Below are 20,536 nucleotides of genomic sequence, written 5' to 3'. Positions count from 1 at the left end.
CGGCGGTTGAAACCGCGTCTACACAAACGAAGTCGGCCTTCGCCGACTGGGAGATGAAATTATATATCGGAAATCTGGAACCAAATTACTGGAGGTATCGATGAATCCTGAACAACCCGCCCTCTCACCGCTGCATCAAAAAATCGATGCTGGTGTTAAAAAGGCGATCGCACAGGCGATCGAGAAACACCGCAGACTCGGACAATCAATTAGTATTTGGCAAGATGGGAAAGTCGTGACACTTTCGGCTGATGAGATTCCACCGCAACAAATACCAGAATAAGCAGTTGTAGGTTGGGTTGAGGAACGAAACCCAACACGGGGGGCGCAAGAGTTGGGTATCACTTCGCTCAACCCAACCTACGAATAATTATAAATCGATTAACAAATAACAAATAACAAATAACCAATAACTAATCACTAATAACATGAATTTAACAGATTATCCCTGGCGGATTAGTTATTCTAGCAACGAAAATAACCCGATCGCCGATTTCTACATTCCCGCGCTAGAATGTGCTCTACAGTACGATCGCAAATCCGGCTTTTTCAACAGCGCCATCCTCAGTAAAGTAGCGCAGGGATTGGGCGCGATGCTGCACAATCAAGGGCGGATGCGGTTAATCATGGGCTGTCAATTCAGCCCGCAAGACTTGCAAGCTATCCAACAAGGTTACGCCCTCCGAGATGCAGTTACCATGCGCCTCGATACCGATTTACAGCCGCCCAAAACCTTCGCCCAACTCAAACATTTTGAAATCCTCAGTTGGCTGATTCAAAACAGTTATCTCGATATTAAAATCGCCGTTCCCCTCAAATCTAACGGCTTACCAATAGATACTGAAAGTTTACTCGATCGGCAGCATATTTTTCACGAAAAAGTCGGCATTTTCACCGACTGTAACGGCGCACAATTAGCCTTTAGCGGTTCCAATAACGAATCTCTCAGCGGTTGGGAAAGCAATGTTGAATCTTTCCACGTTTATTGTGCTTGGGAAGGCGGCAGAGATGCTGAACGAGTTTCTGAAGAGATTTTTCGGTTTGAACAGTTGTGGAACAATTTATCGCCGAATGTGCGCGTTTTTGAAGTGCCGGAAGCGGTGAAAAATAAGCTGCTACAATACGCGCCTAGCAGTAAACCTGTGTGGAGTCGGGAGGAAGGTTCGGCAACGGATTTTGTAGCGGATGTAACGGATGTAACGGATGTAGCGGATGTAACGGATGAGGGAGGTTCGGCAACGGATTTTGTAACGGATGTAACGGATGTAACGGATGTAGCGGATGAGGAAGGTTCGGCAACGGATTTTGTAGCGGATGTAACGGATGTAACGGATGTAACGGATGTTAGGAGTCGGGATTTAGGAGGAGGTGTTGGGGATTCTGAACTATTCCTAGATTATGCTAAATTTGAACCGCTTCTCAATTTGTATGCTTCGCCAACTTGTCTCGATTATTGTTTGAAATCAATTCCGATCGCACCTTGGCCGCATCAGATTAAAATATTGCGTAGAGTGGCGGCTAATTTTCCGAAAAGTTTCTTAATTGCGGATGAAGTTGGATTGGGAAAAACCATTGAAACTGGGTTGATTCTGCGTTACTTACTCGTCAGCCAAAAAGTTAAGCGCGTGTTAATTTTAGCACCAGCTAGTATTCAGCCCCAATGGCACGAAGAATTACGCGAAAAATTTAATCTGCATTTTTGGAGTTATAGCAAAGGTGAATTAAAAAATCCGCAGGGGGAGAAAAGTCAATCAGGGGAAGAGAATATTTGGAATTCCCAAAATCTCATTTTAGCATCATCTCATTTAGTCCGTCGGAGCGATCGTACCAAAGAACTCCTAGACGCCAAACCGTGGGATTTGGTGATTCTGGATGAAGCGCATCACGCCCGCCGCCAAAGCCCGCAAAACCGCAAGGAAACTCCGAATCGGTTGCTACAGTTAATGCAGCAGTTGCGAGAAAAAAGCCGATCGCTGTTATTATTATCCGCCACGCCGATGCAGATTGACGCGATCGAAGTTTTCGATTTATTGCACCTTCTCGGACTGCGGGGACATTGGTCTTATGGTGAGAATTTCTGCAATTATTTTAGCACATTGTCGGAAAAGCCCGATCGCCAAACCTTGAATTTTTGGCAGCAGATGTCTGTGGATTACTTCCACCAAGGAGGTTCGCCCTGTGCTCGGTTGCAGGAATATTTACAAAAGGGCGATCGGCTACTATATTATAAGTTACGCGATGTCTGGGAAAAAAACCAGCGAGTCAACCCGAAACAAGTTGTGGAAGACACGGATTTTATCGCCGCTTCCCGCCAATATTTGACAGTGAATACTCCCCTCAAAGATTTGATGTTCCGCCACACCCGCGACACCTTGCGCCAATACTATCAGCGGGGATTGCTGGATCGCGATATTCCCCACCGCGCCGTCAGAGATAATGCCATTACTTTAGAAAACCACCGCGAAGTGCCGCTTTATCTCGCCGTCAGCAATTACGTGCGGCACTTTTACAATCTAGCGCAAAAAGACAACCGCAAAGCGTTAGGATTTTTGATGACTCTTTACCGCAAACGCCTGACAAGTTCGTTTTATGCCATCCGCGAATCCTTACAGCGCCGCCTCGAAGGAATTAGCATTACTGAGGATGATTTTCAGGATTTAGATGATGCGGATGATGTGATTTTGGAAGGAATGGAATCTTATTTTGAACCAGCCGATCCTGAAGAAATTAAATATTTAGAAGATTTGCTTTATCAATTTGAGAATACAGGCGAAGATAGCAAGCTTTCGCATTTTATCACAATTTTGCGTCAAGAACTAATCCAGCGCGAAAGTGCGATCGTCTTCACGCAGTACACCGACACAATGGACTATCTCAGAACTGCTTTACAACAATTATATGGTGCTCAGATTGCTTGCTATTCCGGGCGCGGCGGAGAATTGTATCAAAATGGAGAATGGCGAACTTTTCCGAAAGAACAAATCAAAACCCAATTCCGACAAGGAATCATCAAAATTTTACTTTGTACTGAATCCGCATCGGAAGGACTAAATTTGCAAACTTGCGGTGTTTTAATCAACTACGATATGCCTTGGAATCCCATGCGAGTCGAACAACGCATCGGCAGGCTCGATCGCATCGGCCAGATTTATGATACTGTAAGAATACACAATTTTTACTATGACGGAACGGTAGAGGCGAAGGTTTACAAGAAATTGCGCGATCGCATCGATGCTTTTCAAACCGTAGTCGGCAATTTGCAACCTATTCTGGCAACAGTTCCCACTTTCATCGAACAGGCTGTGATGAGTGCAGATCCCGAAGAAGAGGGCGTTTTGTTGGGAGAGTTCGATCGCATTTTAGACGCGCCGCCTCGCGGCCCGGCCCTCGATGAAATGGTAGCGATGGATGTAGAATCAGACTTGCAAGAAATCCGTCAACCTCTGCAGCCGACTTCTCTGTTTCCTGAAACAATCGAAAATTTGTTTGTCAATTCTTTGATTTTAAAGCAGATGGGCGCTATCTTCGATCGCTCGGAAAATCGCACTTGGCATCTCAACTATAAAAGTCGCGATTATTATATCACATTTTACCCGGATATCTTTGACGAAAATGCTTCCGTGCAATTGATGAGTTTTGGCAATCCGTTGTTTGAAGAAATGCTAAGTGCGATCGCCCTTGTGTTAAACTGATATCTTGCACCAATTTCAATAAGCCTTTTCTGAACAGGCAAGATGCCTGTTCCACAAAGAATTAATTTTCTTGTGGAACAGGCATCTTGCCTGTTGCTGACATTGGTGTAATATCTCAGTCAAATAGTCCTGAATCGAATATGTTTAGTTTATTTCACTTTTGGTACTTTTAGCTCTAAACTACTTTTAATGACGATCGTCCTTTTTATTTAATTTGCACAATGTCTTCAGAAACAAACTCAGCGGCTCAATCTACAACTGGTGCAGATGCGATCGATGTGGCGATCGCCTCTGGAATCGACTTTGACGGTACTCCGATTCCGCAAGCAAAATTAGACCTCTACAAGCAAGTGATGGGATTAGAAGCCGGCAGACAGCGCAGTGGCGTGTCAAATACAATGCGATCGCGCATTGTCCGAATCGGTGTCAAACACATCGGACAAGAGGAACTGGATAAAATGCTGGTGGCGGCCAACTTTGCACCGCTGAAAGAGAAAGAAATCGCTTTTTATTACGGCGGTAAATAGATAGTATTTATCCTATTTTTCCCAACTCTTGTGGGGTGGGCATCTTGCCCGCCCAAAAGCTTAAATTTTCATGCTAAAAAACTTACTCACTCCGGTTTCAAAGTGCGTTCCATCAGCGATAAAACAGCTTGTTCGGGAGTAATTTCCCCATTCAACAAGCGGTAAACTTGACGAGAAACAGGCACTTCAATGCCGCGTTGATTAGCCAAATCAATCAACACATTAGTAGTATTGACTCCCTCAGCAGTGCTCTGCAATTCGTGCAAAATTTGCTCTAATGATTTGCCTTTAGCCAATCCGAAACCAACCCGATAATTGCGCGATAAAGGACTGTTGCAGGTAGCGAGCAAATCTCCCAAACCAGACAAACCGTAAAAAGTTTCGGCGCGAGCTCCCAAACGAGAACCCACCCGAATCATTTCCGGTAAAGCGCGAGTCAGCAAAGCAGATTTAGCATTAGTTCCTAATTGTAAACCGTCGCAAACACCAGCGGCGATCGCAAATACATTCTTCAAAGTTCCCCCTAACTCAGTCCCCAGCGGGTCTTCATTCACATAAACCCGAAAAATATCGGAACTGTAAACATTTTGCACTTGCTTGGCCGCCGCTAAATCCAAACTCGCCGCTACCGTTGCAGCCGGCAAGCCCTGCTGAATTTCTTCGGAAAGATTAGGGCCGGAAAGTACCACAATTGAATTGTTAGGAAAGGCATTTTGCCAAATTTGAGATGGAGTCCGCGTGCTCGCGGGGTCTAAACCTTTGGTGACGGTAACTATAATTGTACTGGGACTTAACTCTAACGCAAGCAGTCGATCGACTGTTGCTCCAACTCCTTTCATGGAAACTGCCGAAACAACAACATCCGCACCTGTGATAACTGATTCTAGATTAACAGAACTGCTGCGCGACCACAAATTAACTCGATCGCCTTTTTTGCCTCCCAGATTGGCCAATGCCGAACCCCAAGCACCTCCGCCTAATATTGTCAAGCTTGCCATAGAATTTAGTTTAATGAACTCAGATTTTACACCATTCTCAAGAACGGGCTAGAAGCCCGTTCCACAATAACATTAATTTTTTTTTGTGGAACAGGCATCTTGCCTGTTCCTGACGTTCCACAATAACATTGAGTTTTTTTTGTGGAACAGGCATCTTGCCTGTTCCTGATATTATTACAATAACATTGAGTTTTTTTTGTGGAACAGGCATCTTGCCTGTTGCTGACATTATTACAATAACATTGAGTTTTTTTTGTGGAACAGGCATCTTGCCTGTTCCTGACATTAGTGCAAGATGTGAAATGAACAAAGAAACAAAAACTCCCCTCCTACAAACGCGGCCGCAATCCATAATGACGGTAACGCCAATAATCGCGCAAAATGCGATCGTGATCGAAACACAATTCACGAGGAATCTGCCAAGATTCAAAAATCTGTAAATTTTTAGCATCGTCAGCGGCTTGAGGTTCGCCCGTTGCAGAAGCCAAGAATACAATACTGATAGTGTGTTCGCGGGCGTCGCGATTTGGGTCGGAATAAACGTAAAATTGCTCAATTAATTCTACATTCAAACTCGTTTCTTCTAAAGCTTCGCGTTTTGCCGCCGTTTCTACCGCTTCCCCGTAATCGACAAAACCGCCGGGAAGTGCCCAGCCGTAGGGAATATTGCGGCGTTCGATGAGTATGATCGGCCGATGGGGGCGATCGGCTAACTCGATGATAATATCAACTGTAGGAGCGGGATTTTTGTATGTCATTTGTGAAGGAAGAAGGAAGGCACAACACGGATTTTGACACGGATACACGGATTAATTTCAACTGGTTCGGAGTTCCTTCTTCCTGCTGAATTATGCTAAACCGCGAAGTGGCACCCGCTGCTTTTGCAAAACCTCAGAGTACAGCTTTTCCAACTCAGTAATATTCTGACTGAGAGTGTAACGATCGATCGCCCGTTGGCGTGCTTTTTGACCAAGCAGCATTCCCAACTCAGGATGATCACAAAACAGCGGCAGCAAGGTTTGCAACTGACTTCGTACCCTCTGAGTGTTCAAAACTATCCCCGCGCCTTCCTCCAAGGCCTCGCCGTCAGCACCGGCATCGGTTGCCAAACAAGCTAAACCGCAGGCCATCGCTTCCAGCAAGGACAGCGACAGTCCCTCCACCAAAGAAGGCAAAATAAATACGTCAGCACCCCGGAGGATTTCGATCCGGCGTTCCTCCTCAGCAACAAATCCGAGCCACACAATGCCATCATCTTCGCCGTAAAACAGTTGCAGCGAGGCGGCTAGGGGCCCGTCGCCTACGATCGCCAATACGTTCCCAGGGCCAAAATTACAGTGTTTCCAGGCCTTGAGCAAAGCCTCGACATTTTTCTCCTGGGCAATGCGGCCTTGGTAAACAAAAATTCGATCGGCTTTTAATTCCGACTTCAACCCCGAAGGCCCTGGAGAATATTTAATGGCATCCACGCCGTTGGGAATCACGGCTACCCGTTCCTGTGGCACTCCCAACTTCACCAATATATCCCGCTGAATCTGAGAAAAAACGATCGTCGAGTCGTAGTTCGCCAAAAATGGAGCGTACAGTTGATACATCAGGTGTTGGGTTCCCGATGTCAAATTCCGCAATTTGCGATCGAACGGCGGGTGAAAAGTCGCCACCAGAGGCAAATTCAATTCTTGACAAATTTCCGGCAGCAAAAAGTCTAGGGGCGAAAGCGTCAGGGAAGCGTGAACAACATCGGGTTTGAGCCGCCGCAGAGATTTCATCAGCACTGTGCGGGACTTGAGAGTGGGAATCGTATAAATTTGCGATTTGTAGTGACAGGGTAAAGAGACTTCGTTGCAACTGGCGGACGAGAGCGAAGTGGTATATGAGGTTTGAGCAATTCCCTTGCCCCATGAACCATTTGCCATACTCCACCCCGTATTGTTCCTGTCCAGTGGGCCCGCTTCTTGGGCAAAGTGCAGGAAACTAACCTGGTATCCCCGGTCTAATAGTGCGTTGGTGACTTCCCTGGAGTAAGTGACGTTACCGCAAAAAGGTGATTTTTTTCCTAGCCAAGCGATGTGCATTCCAGTAAATCAGAGTTTGTTATTTATTTAGATTCGATCGACTTTGCTATTACTGCTACGGAAAATATACCAGGTTAAGACACCCCCAGCCATCGCTAATCCTGCTAAACCCAAAAATACTGTCGGCAAACCCAGAAAAGTTTCTGCTACCCCGGCCAAAGCCAACGGTAAACTCAAAGCGATATTAGTGGCATTGTTTTGCAGCCCGAAGACTTTTCCGCGCATTTCTTCTGGAGTTTCTGCTTGAATTGTAGTCTGCATCGGCACTCCCACCAATGAGGCAAATAAACCCAACAGGGTAATGAACAGCACCGATAGCCACAAATGCTGTGTAAATGCAGAAAGGCCCATCAGAGCAAGTGCCATGCCAATCGAGCCGATTAAACTCAGTTGGGAGTGAGAAAATTTATGGCCGAGATAGCCAACTGTCGTCGCCCCAGCAGCCATGCCAACGCCTACCGCCGCCAGCAAAAAGCCAAATTGTGATGCTTTCATACCGGGGAGGATTTCTGCCAGCCGCACTGCTAGAACTGCTAAGGCTGCAAAAATGGAAAATAGAATAATTAGTTGAATTAAAGCATTGCGGACTTTCGGTTGATCGTTGATGTAACGCAGGCCATCTCGCAAATCTGCTAAGGGGTGCGGCGGTTCGTGTTCGACTTCGTTTTTTTCGCCTGTTTGCATCGACAGCAACAGCACTCCGGCGAAGGCGTAACTTCCCCCTACTACTAATTCTTTGCCGATGCCGAGTCCGCCGCCGAGGTTGGAAAATAGGGTGTCGGCTAAAGCTAGTAAGGGTTCTCCCACTGCGAAGCCAATAATCACCGACCCCATCATGGTTGTGGTGTAGAGGGAGTTGGCTGATAGCAGGTGGCGGCGTTCCACAATTAGGGGAATCACTGACTGTTCTGCTGGCGCGAAAAATTGAGTTAAAGTCGAAACGAGGAATGTCACTAACAGCAGCAAGCAGAATCCGAGTGGCAGTTGACCGAGTTCCCACCCGTCAGAGAGCCACAGCAGCACTGGCAAGGTTAAAACGAAGGCTCCCCGCAGCAGGTTTGTGGCGACGAGCACTGCTTTTTTCGACCACCTATCGACATACACGCCTGCGGCGGCCCCGAACAGCACTGCGGGAATGGTAAAGGCGATCATGATTGCCGATACCCACCTGCTGATGGTTTGATCTGGCGCTTGAAAGCGGCTGGCCACGAGGGCGATCGTCAGTACGAGATAAACTTTATCTGCTAGTTGGGAGAAAACTTGCCCACTCCACAATGCTAGAAAATTTGGGTTTTTGAGCACTGGCAGAAATCCCGTTTGTTTTTCGGGAATTTCGGCTACTGCTTCGGGGAGTTCTGCTGCTGGCTCTGGTGTGGGAACCGGGGGGATTGCTTCGGGCTGTGGGCTATTGCCGTTGTTCCAGTCTGGTGCTGGAGTTGTGGGGTATTTATCCATTTCTGGGTCTGGGACGTTGCTCCATTGTCGATCGGCGGAGACGGGATAAGAGTCAAACTCTGGAAAATTTTCTCGTTCTTCCATCTTGTGGTGGGTTACGGCTAAAACAGATATTGTCAAATCAGAATCAGACAGTCGCATCATAGAATTTGGGGTGGATGGCCTGGGGTGGTTGAGGTTGGGGGGATGGGAATTTGAATTTGAGGTGTTAACCCCTAAGTTTATTAATAATCTCGTAACTTTATCTCTATCTATTATCTGATGTCGCAACTACCTTGAGAATTTACCTGAAAAGGCCGGCAGGTTCGGGTATCCGGCAGGCTGGGGGTGCGATGTACGATCGCCCCTTCACCTATTTAAATCCACACTCAAAATTTAAAACTCAAAACTCTCTAGGTAGGTGTCGATCGAGCTTCCCGATCGAATCGTGCAACCTAAATGATACTGGGCATATTGTCGCAAAATATTTTCGACAGATACCCAAGTTGTTCGATCGGCAATCCCCTCTCCTAGTTCTGGACTAGCCAACTGTTGCAACGCTGCTAATTCCTTAGCATTTATCTCGAAATTTGTCAAGTGTTTGCTGCCATTCGTTTGCCGGGAACGGGAAGCGGATTTGTACAAGCTACCGATTTCTGAAGAGAGTTCTGCCTCTAGCTTAGCTAGCTCGGACAAGCTGAAGGTTCCCCCAGAGGGTATACTAAACCCGGTTTGCCAGTTCGGATCGGTGAAATTTGGGATAAGCGGCTGTCTGGTGGCGCAGCAGACTTGGACTTGGGGCGCGAGGCCGGCTAAGGCTAGCAAGTGAAAAATGCCGTGGGTGAGGTGAGCAATCAGCACGGCGGCAGATTGGATTTCTGTGCGATCGGACAAACGCTCCAAACGGCTCAAATGTTCGCCCAGCAACCAAAAGAGTTCTTCTTGGGGCTCATCGGAAAGGGCACTGGCGATCGCCAATTCGGCCAGATATTGCGCGGCTGCGAGTTTCCCTAGGTTGCGGCTCAAACCCGGATGGGATTGTACCGTGTCGGCTTGGGTAATTTTGTCGAGCGATCGGCCTTTGGCAATTAGCAATTCGTTGACAACAAATAATTCGCTTCTACCGCCGATGGTCGATCGTTGTTTGCGAACACCCGGTGCTACGGCTCGAATTAAGCCGAATTCCCGCGTCAAAATTGTCAGCACTCGATCGGATTCCCCCATCGGCGCACTCTTGAGATTGATTCCAGTTGCTTTGTAAGTTCGAGTCACTCGATTTTAGATTTTAGATTTTAGATTTTAGATTTACTACAATACTTCGGACAGTTTCATTGTCCTCGTTGGTCGATCGACCTGGAACAGTCATTCTACAGTTGGCAATCAAAAACTGTCCGAAGTATTGTTATTAGACAGTAGCAAAAACAGTCCAGGACGCAGAACTTTTAGTTGTAGGGTGCGTAAGGGCGCACCAATTCCCAATTAGCTATTACCAATTAGCCATTGCTAATGACTACTAACTACTGACTAATGACTAATGACTACTGACTACTGACTAATGACTTTTATCTAAATTATCGCGCTGGCGGAGTAATTCCGGGCCACGAGAAGTCCCCAAACGAGTTGCCCCAGCTACTACCAAATCTAGAGCTTGTTCATGAGTACGAATTCCGCCGGCCGCTTTAATCCCAATCCGTCCCTTCGTAACTTCCTTCAGCAGTCGCACATCGTCAACTTTCGCCGGGCCAAAAAAGCCTGTGTTGGTTTTGATGTAAGCCACACCAGCTTCCATACAAATCTCAGCAGCTAATTGTTTTTCGGCATCCGAAAGCAGAGAACTTTCGATAATTGCTTTGATGGTGAGATTAGTTTCTTCGCAAATTTGGGCTAATTCTCGGTGGAATTCGTCGATTCTTCCAGCTTTCAACAATCCTAAGTTAACGGAGACATCTAACTCTACAGCTCCATTATCTGCTGCTTCTAGAGCTTCGTAAATTTTCACCGTTGAAGTCGAAGCACCGGTGGGAAAACCTATAACTGTACAGACTTTGGGACGTTTGCCGTGCAGCAGATCAACTGCTTGTCTGACGTAGGCGGGATACACGCAAACTGTGACAAACCCAAATCTCTCTGCTTGTTGGCAACAGAATTCTACTTGCTCTGGCGTGGCGGTGGGGTCGATCAGGCCGTAGTCGATCAAGGGGGCAATATCGATGTCTGCCTGGTTTGCAGCCATTGCTGTTTTTTCTCCGAAGTAACTACTTCCTTATTATGTAGCGAATTTACCAATTCTCGAATCGATTGACTTTTGCAGCCCAGCCCAAAATTGGAGCCAGGAGCCAGGAGTCAGGAGTCAGGAGGAAAGAGGAAGAAGGAAGGAGCCAGAATAAGTGTTTTTACAAATATGAGATGCTCCCCAATCTAAAATCTAAAATCTAACATCTAAAATCGATCGACTTTACTCCGGCCGATATCCATCACAAATACTCAATTCGCTGCTTGTAAAAACTCTTGTGGCGATTGGGAAACCAAATTTTTTTAAAAAATATAATTTTGTATCTGCCTTTAGATACATTTTTGATCTTTCTTTAGGTATACTTTGTTAAAAGGACTTACGGTAGAGCCTGCGTCAGCTACGCTATGGCAGAGCCTGGTAGCGGCTACTGTTTTTACTTTTAGTAGTGCTTTAAAAACATAAAAGCCAGTGCCAAGCATGAATCATTTAGAACTCGAACAAGAAATTGGGAAGATGGCTAGAGCGATGATGACTCGCAATAGCTTAATTGGTAAGGATTTGATTGCCGATCTCAGAGGGCGGCTGTCTGTTGACAGTGTAGCTGCTTTGATGATTGTCAGTATTGAGCGTTTGATTTGGTATGACTGCGAGTCCGTGATCTGGAGTTTGAGTTATTTGATTCCTGCTGACGTGATGGAAGAAATTCGCCGGATTACTGCCCTGGTTGTTTGCCAGCGGTTGATGGGCAAGGGTTTTGTGCTGGGGAAAGATTTTAGTATTGATGGAAGAGGCCAGTTGATGTTGAGTGAGAATGCTAAAACAGCGGTTGTGGTTGCTTGAGTTGGGCAAGCACAAGTTGGATCTATTAGCACTATGAGAGTTGCAGTTAGACTTGGGGCGCCCTAGGACTCTTTGTGTAACTGCAAACCTAATTCGGGATGGGGTAAGAGTTGCGTGATTCACGCAGAGTTAAGATTCGCAGCAGCTCTAAAAAACGATGAGTGCGGTTAGCTAAAAGACCATTTTACGAGAGAAAAATAGTTAGTATCAACGGCTAATTGTTGAGGTTGTTAGTAGCAGTTTGTACCGGCGATCGCCCTGTATCAAATTTTTCAGATTTTTAGTGGAATTACAGTTTTACTCCAGGTATGGTTTCATGTAGAATCATACCTAAGATAGATACAAAATATTATGAACTTAATTCAAAACTTGGAAGCGGCTTGGTATTACCATCTGGGCTCGCGCCACCTCGAAGCTAACGATGATCATGGTGCTCTGGCGAACTTTAACAGAGCTTTGAAGTTGCAATCAGATCATTATAAGGCTTGGTTCGGCCGAGGTATGGCTCTGGGGAAATTAGAACGGCACTTAGAGGCGCTGAAGAGTTTTGATGAGGCCTTGGCGGTGGAGCCGAATGCGAGCTTTGGCTGGCACAACCGGGCTATTGCTTTAGGAAAGTTGGGCCGCCCTTTGGAGGCTCTCAATAGTTTTGACCGGGCTCTGGAGTTCAGTCCGTGCGCGGCGAGTATTTGGCACAACCGGGGACTGACGCTGATCGATATGGGGCTTTACCAGAAGGCGGTTCTGAGTTTTGATCGCTGTTTAAATTTGTACCCGGAGGCTGCTTGGGCATGGTACAACCGAGGTAATGCCCTGTTGGAACTCAAGCTTTACTATCAGGCGCTCAACAGTTTTGACCGGGCGATCGAGTTTAACCCAGACGACGCAAAGGCTTGGTACAATCGCGGTATAGCTGCCAACTCAATGGGACTTTACAAACAAGCAGTGGCTAGTTTTAGCCGATCGATCGCTCTACAACCGGGCAGAGCCGATGCTGTGGGCGAACGGAGAGTTGCTTTGGAGAAATTAGTAGGTTTAAATCAGAGAAATGCCAAGTTCACTCCCACTTCTGAGCGTCCCTTTGAAGATTATTTAATTTGGTACAACCGGGGTGTGGAATTGGCGCGAAAAGGCTGCTACTCTGAGGCGATTGCTTGCTACGAAACAGTCTTAGAAATAACTCCTGATTTTGCTAATGCTTTTTACAATAAAGCTTGCTGTTATGCGCTATTGGGATTTGCTGATTTGGCCCTTGACAATTTGCAGCGGGCTGTTGAGTTTATCCCTAATTTATACCGAGAGCTAGCTTTAGCTGACTCTGATTTAAGCTGCATTTGGAAACAAGAACGTTTTGAAGCGCTGATCCAAGGTTGATTTTACAAAAAAAATAGCTCGCCAATGGGGCGAGCTATTTTTTTTGTGGCGCAAATTCGATCGCCCGACTGTATTTGTGCAATCTTTGCTATTGCACAGAAACTTTGATGGAGGACTTGACCGGCCTCTTGGCAACTACGATTACCCGGTAAGTGCCGGATTCCGGTAGTTGAGCAAAAGTTTGACCTTCGCCTTGATCCAGGAGTTGTCCCATCGGAGATTCGATCGCCAGATCTAGATTTTTGGTGCTAGCTGTCACCCTAATTGTCTGTCCCTGCTGGCCTTGAACCGTGATGGGCTGGATTTGGTAGCCGGACATTTTGAGTTTGACTGTGGCTTGTTTTTCCTTGAATGCTATGGGAATTGCGCGATCGGGCCTATAAGTCCACTTGGCGTTAAAGTCGCGTCCCAGTACGAAGCTGGTGGTTTCACCTTTCGGGGTAACTCGCACGCGATAGATGCCTGACTCTGGCAACTGGCCAATCCACTGATTGTCTGCTTTTTCAATAACCCCCATATTTTCACCATTGGGACTGTACAGTTCGGCTGTCAGTTGTCCCGCCCACAGGGAGAGAGTGAGTTCTCGCCCTTTGATGCCTTCAAAAATATAGGTGGTGGGTTGGTTGATTGTTTCTCGGATTTCCGAGGTTGACATTCGCTTGATCGGTTCGAGGTTTGAAACTGATTCAGAAGTAACGGGTTTGTTAAGGGTTTCTGTAATTTCCGAGGCAGCCATCAGCTCGCTCGGTGCAATTTTTGGGGCTACTGGGCTGGCAAATACTGATTTTGCCGTCATCATGAGTAGCATTCCAGTCAGTAAAATTAGTTTTTTCATGTCGCACTTCCGAGGGGGGTAAGGAATTGTATATGGTTACTTGTGTTTGCCTGTTTTCACCGGATTAAATCGGGCGATCGCACAGAGGCTACAGGAGGATATAGGATACACGTAAATATCCCGTACTTGCACAAAATCTGCTGGTAGCAAATTGGCAGTGCGGGAGCTAAGTAGTAGCCTCAGTTTGTCGGGGCATTTCAATGATACTCCCTACCTATAATATCATCACAGAATATTAGTAATTTGGTCGAGGAAAATTCCAGCTTTTTCCGAGGAGCTTGCTCAAAAAAATGCCCACACGCAAAAAACGCGGTGTCTTGGCTCTGGGAGGAGCGTTGCTACTAGAACACGGCTAGCACCCCACGGGGTTACGGCCCCTAGTGTTACTTCATTCTTTACCGAAAGCATCCAGGATACCCGCCACGTGATTCATCCGTCGAGAAATAAAAAACCTGTATCCGATGAAACTTGCCGAACGTATTTATCTCGCGCAAGTCAATGCTTCAATTCTAAAATCTAAAATCTAAAATCTAAAATCTAAAATCGATTGACGATCGCCTAATTATCTAGGGCGCTGCTAACCCCACCTTACCATATTTGTAGCGTGTCAAACCATTTTCTACGTAAGTTTTGATACTGTATGTTTGTAGGGCGGATTTAGTTATTATCTAAGATAAAAACGAGTTTATCACTACCAAATCCGCCCTACCACACGAGGTTAATTTGTACTACGAACCTGCCAGAATTTTTAGGTAAGCTTGTACTGTGTTGGACAACCCCATTTCTAGCGCTTCCGCAATTAAAGCATGACCAATTGATACTTCTAGTATATCAGGAATCGAGCAAAATTTAGCTAAGTTTTGCAAATTTAAATCATGTCCGGCATTCACCCCTAAACCTGCTGATTGAGCGGCTTTAGCTGCTAAGACATATTGTTGAAAAACAAAGTCTACTCTACCTTCGCGAAAAGCAGTTGCGTAGGGTTCCGTGTACAGTTCTACTCTGTCTGCTCCAACTTCTTTTGCTAGCGGCATGAGAGCAGCATCTGCGTCCATAAACAAGCTGACTCTGATGCCGTTGTCTTTTAATTTTTCAATGATTGGTAAGAGCCGATCGCGATTTTCGGGAATATTCCAACCGCTATCGGATGTTAGCACGTCAGGAGCGTCTGGCACCAAGGTACACTGAGCCGGTTTTACGTCGCAAACTATATCCATAAATGGCGGCTGAAATGGATTTCCTTCGATGTTGAACTCAACGGTTAGCATTTTGGCTAATTCGTAAACATCGGCGGCTTTGATATGCCTTTCGTCGGGGCGGGGATGGACTGTAACGCCATGAGCTCCAGCAGCAATTACTGTTTTTGCGGCTTCAGTAACGCTGGGGATGCCGATGTTTCGAGAGTTTCTGAGGAGGGCGATTCTGTTGATGTTGACGCTGAGTTTTGTCATGGGATGTTAATCTTTAAAGTTGAACTCACATCTTGCATCTTTCTCAAGAACGGGCAAGATGCCCGTTCCACAAAGAGTAGATTTTCCTGTGGAACAGGCCGAAAAGCCTGTTCAAAAAAGGATTATTGACAGTGGTGCAAGATATAAGTTGATAATACTATATTAATCGCTTTCGGGACGAAACTTTGAGCCTAGGGCGGTAGTGTTAGGGCATTGTCAGAGGAAAAATTAGCTTGTGCAAGCGGTAAAGTTTCTGCAAAAAAAGCCTCAGCTATTTGCTGTTTTACTGCCAAATCTTCAAGATTTGCAATGCAGAAAAGCGGTGCGACGCGATCGACTATTGGGCGCGGAAAATCTCGGCTAAAATATTTTAGTTCAAAATCGTATCTGTGGGGACGGTAAATCATGCCCAACAGTTCGACTAATGGTAGAAGCGTCCAATTGTGATAGTTGCCGATCGCATCTACTAAATGTCCGCGATAAATCTCTTTTTTTACCAGAGGTTGCAGTAAATCGAAACGGATTTTAAGGTCGTTGAATCTCGACTGCATTGTAGATAAATGTTTGCTTCGATCCAAAAGAGGCGGTACAATTAGATTAGCTTTGTCAAAGGCGATCGGCACTTTCCCGTGTCTCTCTATTTCCAGGAAATCGTTGGGGCTGCTGCGCCGAAAAACAGCGAAATCAATCAGCAAGAACGGCGGGCTTTCTTTCAGCCGCCAGAAGCACTGCGATTGACCGTGCCAAGCGGGTTCGGGAACTCGATATTTGAGTTCTATCTCGCCAATTTCTGCGAGGGCTTGTTCAACAATCTCAAATGTTTCTTCCACGCAGTTATCTTCAACCACAACCGCAATATCTAGGTCTGACCACTCGTCGGTGTATCCGTGGGCTGCTGAACCTCCTTGCCATAAAGCGAGAACATAATCTAAAGGTTGTAAAGTAGAAACAATCTTTTCGAGAATGATTTGTCTCATGGAATCAAGCTATACTGTTTGTTTTCCCTGGCTTGCACAAGTTTAACAAACGATCGCGTGTTGAGAGAGCTCCGCGACTGTTCTCCGAGGAGTTGCTAATGCTTCCGGTTGTGCACTCCTGCCAAAAATTACACGGGAAGCTGCAAGGGAGAGTGGCAATCTTTGAGAAAGTGCGATCGCCCTTGAAAGTGAAAATCAGCCTTAAATTGTCAGAATCAGAAACTTGCCCGCTGTCCGGTAACATGAGAAAGGATTAATTTTTAACAGCGCGGCATGGCTACTATTTGGGAACTCGACTTTTACAGCCGTCCAATCATAGACGAGCGAGAGAAAAAAAAATGGGAAGTGTTAATCTGCGAAAGCCCGCTGAATGTAGGCGACAAGGCCGAATCTCTGTTTCGCTACTCGCAATTCTGCTCCAGTTCTACCGTGAATTCCCTGTGGCTGGCGGGTGCAATTAAAGAGGCGATCGCCGCAGCACCGAAACGACCTGAAAAAATCCGCTTTTTCCGCCGCCAAATGGCGAACATGATTACTAAAGCCTGTGAGGATTTGGATATTCCCGCCGCCTGCAGCCGCCGCACCCTCGCCCTTAGCCTGTGGCTGGAAGAACGGATGCAAGACGTTTATCCCGCCGAACCGGGCTATCAACCGGTTGTGAACCCGAGCGTTCAATTTGTACCTGAAACGCCGGTTGCGCTGCCGGATGCTTTAATCGGCGAAAAATGGGCGTTTGTGAGTTTGCCGATCGCAGCTTTTGACGAAATGTCCGAGTGGGATATCGGATTTGGCGAAGCTTTCGGACTGCCGATGACACGCCTCGCCCCAGAAACGCAAATTCCGGGACTAATTATCTACTCGTCGAGAGCAACCGCTTTGGCAGGTTGGATGTCGGGTTTAGAGTTGGCTTTTCTGAAATTTGAGAGCGGCCCACCCGCTAGGCTGGTATTAGATACGGGAGCTAACGATCGCTGGATTTTAGCTAATCTCAGAGACGCAGCAACTGAGAGAGAAGCGAAAGGATTTGAAGCCGCGAAAAACCAAGCAAAAAAAGTACATTTCTTAGCAATTCAGTCGAATCCCGAATCGGAATCTTTTGCAGGATTTTGGCTCTTGCACGAACTAACTATTTAGTCATCAGTCATTAGTCATTAGTCATTAGTCATCAGTCAGTTGTTAGTAGTCAGTTGTTAGTAGTCAGTTGTTAGTTGTTAGTAGCAGTTAATAATCTACCGTTATTTAGTCTAGAGTTAACAGCTAGATTGACTAATAACGAATAACTCATATAGCGGTTCTCAAATAATTGAGGTATGCTTTTCAGTCCAAGACCCGCGAGGCCTATGCTCTACGAGCATCTCATGTTACTGAGCAAGGCTATAACTAATAACTACTGACTAATGCCAACTGCCAACTGCCAACTGCCAACTGACAACTGACAACTGCCAACTGCCAACTGCCAACTGACTAATTACCAACCACCGAGAACAATGACCAATCACCAATCAGCAGAACAACTGCTAGAACTAGCCACCAAAGCAGGTGCAGAAGCTGCTGAGGTATTGGAATCGCAATCGCTCTCACGGCCGGTCTTTTTTGAAGCAAACCGCCTCAAACAGCTAGAAACCGCCCAAGCAGAAGGCATTGCCCTGCGGCTGTGGCGGGATGGGCGGCCGGGTTTGGCGGTGGCCTACGGGCCCGTGGAACTGCAAATTTTGGTGGACAGGGCGATCGCGCTTTCGCAACTCAACGAACCGGAAACCATCGAACTCGGCACCGGTGAGAAAGTTGTTTATCCCGATCGCGGAGTGTCGGTGCCGGCCGAACAGCTAGTAAACTGGGGCAAAGAGGCGATCGCGATCGTCCGCGAAGCCTATCCAGAAAGCCTCTGCACCGCCGAACTCGACTGCGAAATCGAGAGCACCCGTTTGGTGAACACCAAAGGCTTGGATTCCAGTCACACCGACACCACCCTCAGCGGTTACTTGTCAGCAGAATTAGTGCGGGGCGAAGATTTCCTCAACATTTGGGAAGGCGAAACCGAACGCGGCACCCTCGACTTAAACACCAGCGCCAAGCGGGTTTTGCAGCGTTTAGAATGGGCAAAAGACAATGTAGCCCCCGCCACGGGCCGCGTGCCGGTGCTATTTACAGCCAAAGCCGCCGACTTGCTGTGGGGGACTGTCTGTGCGGCGTTGAACGGCAAACAGGTACTCGAAGGCGCTTCGCCTTGGAACGATCGATTAGGCCAACAAGTGACATCGCCCCTTGTCACCCTCTCGCAGCAGCCGGATATCGGGCCCTATAGCTGTCCTTTTGATGACGAAGGTACTCCCACTCGGGCGATCGTCTTTATCAACAGCGGAGTGTTACAGCTATTTTATACCGATCGCACCACCGGTCGAGCCTTGGGCAGCGGCACCACCGGCAACGGATTTCGCCCGGGTTTGGGCAGCTATCCCACGCCGAGTTTGTTCAATGTTTTGATTAAGCCAGGTTCGCTTTCGCTAATAGATTTAATCGCTCAATTAGACGACGGAATTGTAGTCGATCAAATGCTTGGTGGCAGTGCCGGAATTTCCGGCGATTTTTCAATTAACGTCGATCTCGGCTACCGAGTCAAAAAAGGTCAAATAGTCGGCAGAATTAAAGACACAATGGTAGCTGGCAACGTCTACAGCGTCCTCAAACAATTAGTAGAATTGGGAGGAGACTCCGAGTGGAATGGTTCTTGCCAAACACCGTCTCTAATTGTAGAGGGATTGTCCGTCATCGGCAAGAATTAAAGTCAGTTGTTAGTTGTCAGTTGTTAGTTGTCAGTTGTTAGTTGTCAGTTGGCAGTTGTCAGTTGTTAGTTCTCAGTTGTCATCAATCAACAGTCAACAGTCAACAGTCAACAGTCAACAGCCAACAATTCCCAATTCCCCATGCCCCATGCCCTATTCCCACACATAATATGCGTATTTGTTTTATCGGCGATTCTTTTGTCAACGGTACTTGCGATCCCAAATGTCTCGGTTGGACAGGACGGATTTGCGCGGCTGCTTGCGGACAAGGAAACGATATTACCTACTACAATTTAGGAATAAGGGGAGAAACCAGTGCCGATATAGAAACTCGCTGGTTCAGCGAAGTTTCTTGCCGCTTACCTCACTACTGTGACGGCAGAATCGTATTTTCCTTTGGCGTCAACGACACTTACCTAGAAAACGAAAAAATTCGCATAGAAGTTGAGAAATCAATTGAAAATGCCCGCTCTATTCTCACGTCAGCCAAAAATATATTTCCAGTATTAATGGTAGGGCCACCGCCAGTTATTGATGCCGATCGCACAAGGCGGATTGCCAACTTATCCGAACAGTTTTCCCAAGTTTGCCACGAGTTAAATGTGCCTTATTTAGATGTTTGCACCCCGCTGCAAAACTCGGAAATTTGGCATAAAGAACTTACCGAAAATGACGTTTCCCATCCCCGCGCCGCCGGTTATGCTGAATTGGCTAAAATAGTTCACAATTGGGACGGTTGGAAAGCTTGGTTTAAAAATATCAATATCTCAGATCAAGAGACAGTCACGCTGTTCCGAGCCGTCGGCAAAAAAGAAATGGAACTGATTAAAGAAAGCGATTTTCTGGCATTTCCGCCGCGACTGTCTTTTCAGCCTATTTTTTATCCCGTACTCCACAAAGCATATGCCATACAAATTGCACGAGATTGGAATACAAGAGATGCAGCATCGGGATATTTCGGCTATGTAACCCGGTTTCGAGTTTTGGCTGAATTCTTAAAAAAATATCCCGTCCAAACTGTCGGCAGTTCGATTCATCAAGAATATTGGATTCCGGCAGAAGAATTGGCTCAATTTAATCAAAACATTGTCGGAAAAATTGAAATTTTTGCGGAATATCAACCGTAGAATAGGAGGAAATCATCCTTGAATTCAATCGGTTTGAAGTGATAAATTTTGACTGGTACGGCACTCTGAATAGAGTGGGAAAGGGTAAAAAAACGCAGATCAACGCAAAATGGTAAAACCCACATTCCGCACCCCCAACTGGCACATACGCGGATTGAGGGGGTAAAAGTGAATCATCCGAGACAAAGCG

General features: G+C 46.5%; 18 protein-coding genes. 8 read left to right on the top strand and 10 right to left on the bottom strand.

Features of this window, described 5'->3' with window-relative positions:
• Positions 1 to 100 precede the first annotated feature (100 nt).
• The 3 genes from QUB11_RS24625 (at position 101) to QUB11_RS24615 (ending at position 4,219) form a co-directional block, all read left to right on the top strand.
• Entirely contained in the window at positions 101 to 283 is a 183-nt protein-coding gene (locus QUB11_RS24625; protein WP_333391926.1) for a hypothetical protein, read from the top strand.
• Positions 284 to 428: 145 nt separating this feature from the next.
• Positions 429 to 3,692 carry an SNF2-related protein gene (locus tag QUB11_RS24620; RefSeq protein WP_333391924.1) on the top strand — a complete coding sequence of 1,088 codons (3,264 nt, stop codon included), beginning with the start codon at positions 429 to 431 and terminating at the stop codon, positions 3,690 to 3,692.
• A 221-nt stretch (positions 3,693 to 3,913) separates the two neighbouring features.
• Positions 3,914 to 4,219, top strand: coding sequence for a small RNA NsiR4-regulated ssr1528 family protein (locus tag QUB11_RS24615; protein ID WP_015178377.1), 306 nt, complete (start codon positions 3,914 to 3,916; stop codon positions 4,217 to 4,219).
• Between the two features lie 86 nt (positions 4,220 to 4,305).
• Here QUB11_RS24615 and QUB11_RS24610 read toward each other — a convergent pair whose 3' ends face one another.
• The 7 genes from QUB11_RS24610 to deoC all read right to left on the bottom strand — a co-directional run bounded on the left by QUB11_RS24610 (position 4,306) and on the right by deoC (position 10,959).
• A complete protein-coding gene (locus QUB11_RS24610) occupies positions 4,306 to 5,217 on the bottom strand; it encodes an NAD(P)H-dependent glycerol-3-phosphate dehydrogenase (RefSeq protein WP_333204022.1) in 912 nt (303 codons plus the stop codon).
• A gap of 37 nt (positions 5,218 to 5,254) precedes the next feature.
• On the bottom strand, positions 5,255 to 5,485 hold the full coding sequence (locus QUB11_RS24605) for a hypothetical protein (protein ID WP_333204021.1): 231 nt from the start codon (positions 5,483 to 5,485) through the stop codon (positions 5,255 to 5,257).
• Between the two features lie 61 nt (positions 5,486 to 5,546).
• Complete coding sequence (locus tag QUB11_RS24600) at positions 5,547 to 5,975, bottom strand: NUDIX hydrolase (protein ID WP_333204019.1); 429 nt, start codon at positions 5,973 to 5,975, stop codon at positions 5,547 to 5,549.
• 90 nt (positions 5,976 to 6,065) lie between these two features.
• Positions 6,066 to 7,292 carry a glycosyltransferase family 4 protein gene (locus QUB11_RS24595; protein ID WP_333204017.1) on the bottom strand — a complete coding sequence of 409 codons (1,227 nt, stop codon included), beginning with the start codon at positions 7,290 to 7,292 and terminating at the stop codon, positions 6,066 to 6,068.
• Positions 7,293 to 7,319: 27 nt separating this feature from the next.
• The gene (locus QUB11_RS24590) at positions 7,320 to 8,891 is read right to left on the bottom strand and encodes an MFS transporter (RefSeq protein ID WP_333204015.1); all 1,572 of its coding nucleotides are present in this window, start codon (positions 8,889 to 8,891) and stop codon (positions 7,320 to 7,322) included.
• A 231-nt stretch (positions 8,892 to 9,122) separates the two neighbouring features.
• The gene (gene recO / locus QUB11_RS24585; RefSeq protein WP_333204013.1) at positions 9,123 to 9,998 is read right to left on the bottom strand and encodes a DNA repair protein RecO; all 876 of its coding nucleotides are present in this window, start codon (positions 9,996 to 9,998) and stop codon (positions 9,123 to 9,125) included.
• Positions 9,999 to 10,278: 280 nt separating this feature from the next.
• Positions 10,279 to 10,959: a deoxyribose-phosphate aldolase gene (gene deoC, locus QUB11_RS24580; RefSeq protein WP_333204011.1), complete on the bottom strand. Its 681-nt coding sequence runs from the start codon at positions 10,957 to 10,959 to the stop codon at positions 10,279 to 10,281.
• A 477-nt stretch (positions 10,960 to 11,436) separates the two neighbouring features.
• Here deoC and QUB11_RS24575 point away from each other — a divergent pair, with 477 nt between their 5' ends.
• Positions 11,437 to 11,799, top strand: coding sequence for a hypothetical protein (locus QUB11_RS24575; RefSeq protein ID WP_333204008.1), 363 nt, complete (start codon positions 11,437 to 11,439; stop codon positions 11,797 to 11,799).
• Positions 11,800 to 12,150: 351 nt separating this feature from the next.
• A complete protein-coding gene (locus QUB11_RS24570) occupies positions 12,151 to 13,173 on the top strand; it encodes a tetratricopeptide repeat protein (protein ID WP_333204006.1) in 1,023 nt (340 codons plus the stop codon).
• Positions 13,174 to 13,261: 88 nt separating this feature from the next.
• On the opposite strand, the gene QUB11_RS24565 is transcribed toward QUB11_RS24570, so the two are convergent.
• From QUB11_RS24565 to QUB11_RS24555, 3 genes are all read right to left on the bottom strand, one after another.
• A complete protein-coding gene (locus tag QUB11_RS24565; RefSeq protein ID WP_333204004.1) occupies positions 13,262 to 14,008 on the bottom strand; it encodes a hypothetical protein in 747 nt (248 codons plus the stop codon).
• A gap of 728 nt (positions 14,009 to 14,736) precedes the next feature.
• On the bottom strand, positions 14,737 to 15,459 hold the full coding sequence (locus tag QUB11_RS24560; protein WP_333204002.1) for a pyridoxine 5'-phosphate synthase: 723 nt from the start codon (positions 15,457 to 15,459) through the stop codon (positions 14,737 to 14,739).
• A gap of 191 nt (positions 15,460 to 15,650) precedes the next feature.
• Positions 15,651 to 16,436: a nucleotidyltransferase domain-containing protein gene (locus QUB11_RS24555; RefSeq protein WP_333204000.1), complete on the bottom strand. Its 786-nt coding sequence runs from the start codon at positions 16,434 to 16,436 to the stop codon at positions 15,651 to 15,653.
• Between the two features lie 273 nt (positions 16,437 to 16,709).
• Here QUB11_RS24555 and QUB11_RS24550 point away from each other — a divergent pair, with 273 nt between their 5' ends.
• The 3 genes from QUB11_RS24550 (at position 16,710) to QUB11_RS24540 (ending at position 20,346) form a co-directional block, all read left to right on the top strand.
• Complete coding sequence (locus QUB11_RS24550; RefSeq protein WP_333153802.1) at positions 16,710 to 17,570, top strand: Tab2/Atab2 family RNA-binding protein; 861 nt, start codon at positions 16,710 to 16,712, stop codon at positions 17,568 to 17,570.
• 353 nt (positions 17,571 to 17,923) lie between these two features.
• Positions 17,924 to 19,219 carry a TldD/PmbA family protein gene (locus tag QUB11_RS24545; protein ID WP_333203998.1) on the top strand — a complete coding sequence of 432 codons (1,296 nt, stop codon included), beginning with the start codon at positions 17,924 to 17,926 and terminating at the stop codon, positions 19,217 to 19,219.
• Positions 19,220 to 19,389: 170 nt separating this feature from the next.
• Positions 19,390 to 20,346, top strand: coding sequence for a GDSL-type esterase/lipase family protein (locus QUB11_RS24540; RefSeq protein WP_333203996.1), 957 nt, complete (start codon positions 19,390 to 19,392; stop codon positions 20,344 to 20,346).
• Positions 20,347 to 20,536: the final 190 nt, after the last annotated feature.

The sequence above is a fragment of the Microcoleus sp. B6-A1 genome, from assembly GCF_036705085.1.
Classification (GTDB): Bacteria; Cyanobacteriota; Cyanobacteriia; order Cyanobacteriales; family Microcoleaceae; genus Microcoleus.
The sequence above is the reverse complement of the archived record's forward strand: the minus strand, read 5'-3'. Positions and strand labels throughout refer to the sequence as shown.

Excerpts from the sequence above, each read along its gene's own strand:
- QUB11_RS24625 (WP_333391926.1), top strand. The coding sequence starts at position 101 with ATGAATCCTGAACAACCCGCCCTCTCACCGCTGCATCAAAAAATCGAT.
- QUB11_RS24620 (WP_333391924.1), top strand. The coding sequence starts at position 429 with ATGAATTTAACAGATTATCCCTGGCGGATTAGTTATTCTAGCAACGAA.
- QUB11_RS24540 (WP_333203996.1), top strand. The coding sequence starts at position 19,390 with ATGCGTATTTGTTTTATCGGCGATTCTTTTGTCAACGGTACTTGCGAT.
- deoC (WP_333204011.1), bottom strand. The coding sequence starts at position 10,959 with ATGGCTGCAAACCAGGCAGACATCGATATTGCCCCCTTGATCGACTAC.
- QUB11_RS24555 (WP_333204000.1), bottom strand. The coding sequence starts at position 16,436 with ATGAGACAAATCATTCTCGAAAAGATTGTTTCTACTTTACAACCTTTA.
- QUB11_RS24610 (WP_333204022.1), bottom strand. The coding sequence starts at position 5,217 with ATGGCAAGCTTGACAATATTAGGCGGAGGTGCTTGGGGTTCGGCATTG.
- QUB11_RS24550 (WP_333153802.1), top strand. The coding sequence starts at position 16,710 with ATGGCTACTATTTGGGAACTCGACTTTTACAGCCGTCCAATCATAGAC.
- QUB11_RS24565 (WP_333204004.1), bottom strand. The coding sequence starts at position 14,008 with ATGAAAAAACTAATTTTACTGACTGGAATGCTACTCATGATGACGGCA.
- QUB11_RS24590 (WP_333204015.1), bottom strand. The coding sequence starts at position 8,891 with ATGATGCGACTGTCTGATTCTGATTTGACAATATCTGTTTTAGCCGTA.
- QUB11_RS24570 (WP_333204006.1), top strand. The coding sequence starts at position 12,151 with ATGAACTTAATTCAAAACTTGGAAGCGGCTTGGTATTACCATCTGGGC.
- QUB11_RS24595 (WP_333204017.1), bottom strand. The coding sequence starts at position 7,292 with ATGCACATCGCTTGGCTAGGAAAAAAATCACCTTTTTGCGGTAACGTC.
- QUB11_RS24575 (WP_333204008.1), top strand. The coding sequence starts at position 11,437 with ATGAATCATTTAGAACTCGAACAAGAAATTGGGAAGATGGCTAGAGCG.
- QUB11_RS24545 (WP_333203998.1), top strand. The coding sequence starts at position 17,924 with ATGACCAATCACCAATCAGCAGAACAACTGCTAGAACTAGCCACCAAA.
- QUB11_RS24605 (WP_333204021.1), bottom strand. The coding sequence starts at position 5,485 with ATGCCTGTTCCACAAAAAAAACTCAATGTTATTGTAATAATGTCAGCA.
- QUB11_RS24560 (WP_333204002.1), bottom strand. The coding sequence starts at position 15,459 with ATGACAAAACTCAGCGTCAACATCAACAGAATCGCCCTCCTCAGAAAC.
- QUB11_RS24600 (WP_333204019.1), bottom strand. The coding sequence starts at position 5,975 with ATGACATACAAAAATCCCGCTCCTACAGTTGATATTATCATCGAGTTA.
- QUB11_RS24615 (WP_015178377.1), top strand. The coding sequence starts at position 3,914 with ATGTCTTCAGAAACAAACTCAGCGGCTCAATCTACAACTGGTGCAGAT.